This is a genomic window from Clostridia bacterium (genome assembly GCA_014360065.1).
Classification (GTDB): domain Bacteria; phylum Bacillota; class DSM-521; order Neomoorellales; family JACIYF01; genus JACIYF01.
Map to the genome: position 1 here is coordinate 1 of JACIYF010000136.1, position 6,031 is coordinate 6,031.

4 protein-coding genes are annotated in these 6,031 nt (G+C 58.2%); all 4 read left to right on the plus strand.

Features of this window, described 5'->3' with window-relative positions; all coding sequences use genetic code 11:
* Positions 1-1,741 (plus strand): ABC transporter ATP-binding protein (locus H5U02_13355; GenBank protein ID MBC7343409.1); only part of this gene is annotated, 1,741 nt, incomplete at its 5' end.
* Positions 1,719-3,686 (plus strand): ABC transporter ATP-binding protein, encoded by a 1,968-nt coding sequence (locus H5U02_13360; GenBank protein MBC7343410.1) that lies wholly within the window; start codon positions 1,719-1,721, stop codon positions 3,684-3,686. The genes H5U02_13355 and H5U02_13360, both read left to right, overlap by 23 nt.
* A 118-nt stretch (positions 3,687-3,804) precedes the next feature.
* Positions 3,805-4,164 (plus strand): alpha/beta-type small acid-soluble spore protein, encoded by a 360-nt coding sequence (locus H5U02_13365; protein ID MBC7343411.1) that lies wholly within the window; start codon positions 3,805-3,807, stop codon positions 4,162-4,164.
* A gap of 152 nt (positions 4,165-4,316) precedes the next feature.
* Positions 4,317-5,843: an aminotransferase class I/II-fold pyridoxal phosphate-dependent enzyme gene (locus H5U02_13370; GenBank protein MBC7343412.1), complete on the plus strand. Its 1,527-nt coding sequence runs from the start codon at positions 4,317-4,319 to the stop codon at positions 5,841-5,843.
* Positions 5,844-6,031: the final 188 nt, after the last annotated feature.

The following is a 6,031-nucleotide window of genomic DNA, read 5'->3' on the forward strand; positions in this document are numbered from 1 at the left end:
TCTCATTGGCATCCTGAGCCTAGCCTTAGCAGATTTGCTGCAGCTAGCGCCACCCAAGATCCTAGGCCGCCTCGGCAATGCCTATCAAAACGGCTCCTTGACGCCACCTTTGCTGGCTTGGTCAGCCATAGCCATCCTAGGGCTAGCCCTGGGAATTGCTGGGTTTCGCTACCTTTGGCGCCTCCACATCAGCGGCACCGCCCGGCTAATCGAAACCGAGCTACGCAGCCAGCTATTTCAGCACCTGCAAAGCTTACCTCCCCGCTTCTTTGATGAGCGGCCAGTAGGGGATCTCATGGCCCACGCCACCAACGACCTCACCGCGGTGCGCATGGCCCTAGGGATGGGCACCGTACTTATCATCGATGCCATCCTACTTACTTCGGCCACCTTGGCCACAATGTTAATAGTTATCGATATCCGCCTCACCTTGGTGACGCTGCTACCGCTACCAGCTATGGGAGCGGTAGTAGGATATTTGGGCCAACGCATCCATCGGCGTTTCCGCACCGTCCAGGCCGTGTTCGGTCAGCTAGCGGCCAGGGCAGAGCAAAACGTCACCCGCATCCGCCTGGTCAAAGCCTTCAGGCAAGAGCAAGCGGAAACACAGAGGTTTGATGAGCTATCCCTGAGCTACGTCCAGGAAAACTTGCATCTTGCCAAGGTCCACGGGCTGCTTTTCCCCAGCGTAGACCTCCTCTCCGGAGCGAGTCTGGTAATAGCTTTAGGCTACGGCGGGCCCCTGGTGCTTCGTCAATCTATTTCCCTGGGTGACTTTGTCGCCCTGATTGGGTACCTCGCCCTATTGGTTTGGCCCATGATCGCCATGGGATGGGCCATAAATATCTTCCAGCGGGGGGCCGCCTCCTTGGGGCGCCTCAACGCCCTATTGGCTGAGGAGCCGGGACCGATAGCTGGACCGACTGAATCGGGGAGGAGGCTTAGGGGGAAGATCGAGCTCAAGGGCCTGACCTTCAGCTATGGCGGCAATGCCGGCAGTCTACCTGCCTTAAAGGACCTTCATCTGGTGGTGGAGCCGGGGCAAACCGTGGCCATCGTGGGCCAAAGCGGCAGCGGCAAGACCACCCTGGCCAACCTGCTGCTGCGGCTCTATGAACCGGAGGAGGGCCAGATCTTCATTGATGGGACCGAGATTCACGCTTTACCATTAAGGAGCTTGCGGGAAAACATCGGTTACGTACCCCAGGAGAGCTTCCTGTTTTCGGCCACCTTGGCGGAGAATATTGCTTTTGGCCGTCCGGACGCTTCCCGGGAAGAGATCGAAGCGGTTGCCCGCCTAGCTTGCCTGGAGGAAGATATCGCTGGCTTCAGCCACGGCTACGAGACTCTGGTGGGAGAACGAGGAGTTGCCCTTTCGGGAGGCCAGCGCCAGCGAGTGGCGCTGGCCCGGGCCCTAATCCGTGATCCCGCCATCCTCATCCTGGACGATAGCTTGTCGGCCGTGGATGCCGCCACCGAAAAGCAGATTCTCGAGAATTTACGCCAGTTTTGCCGGGGGCGTACTACCCTGATCATTTCCCACCGCTTGAGCGCAGTGCGCAATAGCGACTTGATCGTGGTCTTGTCCCAAGGCAGAATAGTGGAAATGGGCAGCCATCAAGCTCTGATGCGCCAGCGGGGGTGGTACTACCGAGCTTACCGTCACCAGCTCCTCGAGGCTAACCTCTTGAAATCAAAGGTTGAGGAAGGAGAGAGCTATGGCCAAGGCCATCCTCAGTGATGCTGATAGCCCACGTCGGGCCAGGGACCCCTGGCTCCTCTTCAAGCTTTGGGCCTATGCTCGGCAGCATTGGCTTCTGCTCCTAGCTGCCTTGGCGATGTCCTTAGTGGCCACCGGGGTGGAAATCGCCAGTCCTTACATCGTTAAAACGGCCATCGATCAGTATTTGACCGGACGCTCCTTCCCCTTGGTCGGCCCCGAGGCAGAGGCATTGGCTAGGGGTCTCGTTCGCCTGGCCTTAATCTACCTGGCCCTGCTTCTTATTGCCTTTATCTTCAACTACCTGCAGACCTATGTCTTGCAATATGTGGGCCAGAAGGCCATGTATCGCCTGCGGATGGAAGTTTTCCGGCGGCTTCAGTACCTGCCCTTAACTTACTTTGATCATAACCCAGCCGGGCGCCTAGTTACTCGGGTCACCAACGACATCGATGCTTTAAACGAAATGTATACCAGCGTTCTGGTCTATGCTTTCCGGGATCTTTTCCTGGTGATGGGGACCATCGCGGTGATGCTCCAGCTGAGCTTAGAGTTGGCCGGGCGAGCACTGCTTTGCCTGCCCATACTCATAGCCGTCACTACCATATATCAGTTCTACGCCCGCCGGGCCTACCGTTTGGTCCGGGCCAAGCTGGCCACCCTTAATGCCTCCCTGCAGGAGAACCTTAGTGGGATCAAGCTAGTACAAGCCTTTATGCGCCAGGAACAGAGCTACCAAAAGTTTTCTCAGGCCAATCAGGAATACTACCAAGCCGGGATGCAGGAATTGTTGACCTTTGCCATCTTCCGTCCCGGCGTAGATTTTATTAATTCCCTAATCGTTGCCTTTTTGGTTTGGAGCGGTGGCCAGGATATCCTGGCCGGCACCATTACCTTTGGCCTGCTATATGCCATGATCAATTACGTCCGGCAATTCTTTTATCCCATAAGCGATCTAGCCGAGAAGTTTAGCATTGTCCAATCGGCCTTGGCAGCGGCAGAAAGGGTGTTTAAGCTCTTAGAGGAGGAGCCTGAAGAAGCCGAAGGTGAGGATCTCCCAGCGCCAACAAGTCCGGCCACGATCACCGCGGCAGCTCCCGATGCCGAGCAGGGAAAGGCCACCGCCCCAGCTCCAACTGCAGGTCCGACAACCAGCCCAAGTACAACCGCAAATGCCGGGTCGGTAGCCAGCCCTGGACTAGTTGTAGGCGTGGATCCGGCGCCTGCCTTTGACTCAGCATCCCCGGCTAGCTCCGCCTCGCTGTCGGTCTCTGCCAAAATCAGCTTCAACCAGGTTTGGTTTGCCTATGACCGCGATCAGTGGGTCTTGAAGGACGTCACCTTCTCAGTTTGGCCTTTAGAAACGGTAGCTATCGTCGGCGCCACCGGAGCCGGAAAAACTTCACTTATCAACTTGCTGGACCGTTTTTATGAGCCGCAACGGGGAAGCATTGCCATCGACGGGGTGGACATTCGCCTCCTCCCCAAAAGTGAATTGCGGCGGCGCATCGGCTTGGTGCTTCAGGATAGCCTACTCTTTGCCGATGACGCCCTGACCAATATCCGCCTGGGAAATATGGAAATTAGCGAAGAAAGGGCTTTCCATGCTGCCCAAGCAGTGGGAGCGGACCAGTTCTGGTCTGCTCCTGCCCACAGCCTCTCAGCCGGGCAAAAACAACTTTTAGCGTTAGCCCGCATCCTGGCCTTTGACCCCGAGATTGTGGTACTGGATGAGGCCACTGCCAACTTAGATCCGGAAACCGAAGCCCAGGTGCAGGCCGCCCTCCAGCGCACCACCAGCCAGCGCACCACCATGATCATTGCCCACCGCCTAAGCACGGTCCAGGTGGCCGACCGCATCATCGTCATGCACCAGGGACAGGTAGCAGAGCAAGGCACCCACCAAGAACTGTTAGCTGCCCGCGGCCTCTACTTCCACCTTTGGCAACTGCAATCGTTGGATTAAGTAAGCCGCCCCTAAAGTCTCCATCCTACGGCTAGGTTGCCTGTTTCCTGGGCAGACTAAAGGCAAGCCCAGAGGCCACGACCATGCCACCAATAATTTGGCCAAGGAGGTTAAGCTAATGGCTGATGGCGAGCGGCAGAAGCTAGTGCTCGAAGCTGAAGATGAGCTAGATCAGTTAAAGCAACAAGTAGCCCAGGATTTGGGCTTGGATGATGACATCCAAAAGCGGGGCTGGGAGAATATGACCACCCGCGAGGTAGGGAAAATCGGCGGACAGATGGTCAAGCGGATGATCAAGCGAGCGGAAGCGGAGATGGCCCAGGAAGGGCCAGCCGCGCCGGCGGGCCGGGCGGAACCGAGAGATCTCGCGGCCCAGGAAGGGCCGGGGCCCCAAGCCAACCAAGCGCCTGAACCCGAGCAGGCTCCTGAAGCCAGCCCCGGGGCTCGGCCTCGTCGCCCCCAGAGACAGCGCCTATAAGGGATCGGGCAAGCCGCACGGGCCATCCTTTAAGGTTGGGGCCAAGTTCCCTTCGCCCAGAAATTTTACCGGTATAGCTTGGTTGCCCCTTGCATCCTCCCCCGGTTTATGATGTAATGGTGCCTGATCTCATTGGGGGTAGGGTGAAGGAGATGGCCTACGATCAGGGGAGGACTCCCCTTTTTGATGCGCTGAAGCGCTACATTGCCGATGATGTTTTGCCCATGCACGTTCCCGGCCACAAGCAGGGCCGGGGCTTGCCCGAGTTTCAGCGCTTTGTGGGCAAGCCGGTGCTGGCCATGGATCTTACCTGCCTACCTGATTTAGACAACATCTGCAATCCCCGCGGGGTCCTGGCTGAAGCTGAAGCTTTAGCAGCTCAAGCCTACGGGGCTGAGCACGCCTACTTCCTAGTCAACGGCACTACCGCCGGTATTCAAACCCTCATGATGGCAGTCTGCCGCCCCGGAGAAGAAATAATCATCCCTCGTAACGCCCATAAATCGGCCATGGGCGGCCTGGTGCTGAGCGGCGCCCGCCCGGTTTACATCGAGCCGGAGATGAACCGCGAGTTCGGCATCTCCATGGGCATCACCCCCGAGCGGGTGGAGAAGGCCATTCGCCTCCATCCCCGAGCCAAGGCGGTATTTGTGGTTTACCCCAACTATTACGGAACCGCCTGCGACCTGGAAGGCATCGTCCGGGTGGCTCACAGCCACAAGATCCCGGTAATCGTGGACGAGGCCCACGGGGCCCATTTCCACTTCCACCCGGATCTTCCCCCCTCGGCCATGGAATGCGGCGCCGACCTGGTGGCAGCCAGCGCCCATAAGCTCACCGGTTCCATGACCCAAAGTTCGCTGCTTTTAATGCAGGGGCGGCTGGTGGATCATCGCCGGGTCAAGGCAGCCTTAAATTTAACCCAGACTACCAGCCCTTCCTACGTGCTTTTGGCCTCCCTGGATGTGGCCCGCAAACAAATGGCCCTGCATGGCAGGAAGCTTTTAGACCGTACCCTGGCCTTGGCCCAAGAGTTACGCCAGGAAGTCAAAAAGCTTCCCGGTTTAGTCCTCCTAGGCGAAAACGTGGAGGGGCTTCCCGGCTGCCAAGCGGTTGACCCTACCAAGGTAACCATCAATGTCCAGCGGCTAGGCATTACCGGCTACGAAGCCGAGAAGATCCTCCGGCGACAATTCCACCTCCAGGTGGAGCTTTCCGACCTTTATAACATCATTCTCTTGGTGACCATCGGCGACGATCGCCGGACCATTGCCCGCGCCAAAGGGGCCTTGCGCGGCTTGGTAGCTTCGAGGCGGCGGCACAACCTAGTGCGCTACTGCCCGCCGCTACCCGATATTCCCCCGGTGGGAGTCCTACCCCGGGAAGCCTTTTATGGAGAGAAGCGGCGAGTGCCTCTAGAAGAAGCAGCCGGAGAAATTAGTGCCGAGACCATCACCGCTTACCCGCCCGGGATTCCCCTGGTCTGCGCCGGCGAATACCTCACCCGCGAGGTGCTGGATTACATCCAGGTCCTAAAGGCTGAGCACGCCGAACTCCAGGGCGCTGAAGACCCAGAGCTTAAAGAAATCCAGGTGCTCAAGAAGGTTAGCGCTCTAGCCAGCGTCCAAGAAGAGCAAGAGCAAGCTGGGACGCAAGCCAAGATGATGTATAATAGTTAAAGGGAAATAAGGGGTGCATCCGAAAGAAGCATGAAAATGCCGAGGATGCTGGCGCAAGGCGACTTTGGGCGAGCCTCGCGAGACGTCGGCGAGACCGAGCCCGGAGGCGGGGCCGAGGACAGGACGTCCGAGGCCGGCCTCTTGAGACAGGAGGTCGAATTGGCCGGGAACCCCGCCGAAGGGCGAGG

Coding starts and splice junctions, on each gene's coding strand:
- H5U02_13360 (MBC7343410.1), top strand. CDS start 1,719: ATGGCCAAGGCCATCCTCAGTGATGCTGATAGCCCACGTCGGGCCAGG.
- H5U02_13370 (MBC7343412.1), top strand. CDS start 4,317: ATGGCCTACGATCAGGGGAGGACTCCCCTTTTTGATGCGCTGAAGCGC.
- H5U02_13365 (MBC7343411.1), top strand. CDS start 3,805: ATGGCTGATGGCGAGCGGCAGAAGCTAGTGCTCGAAGCTGAAGATGAG.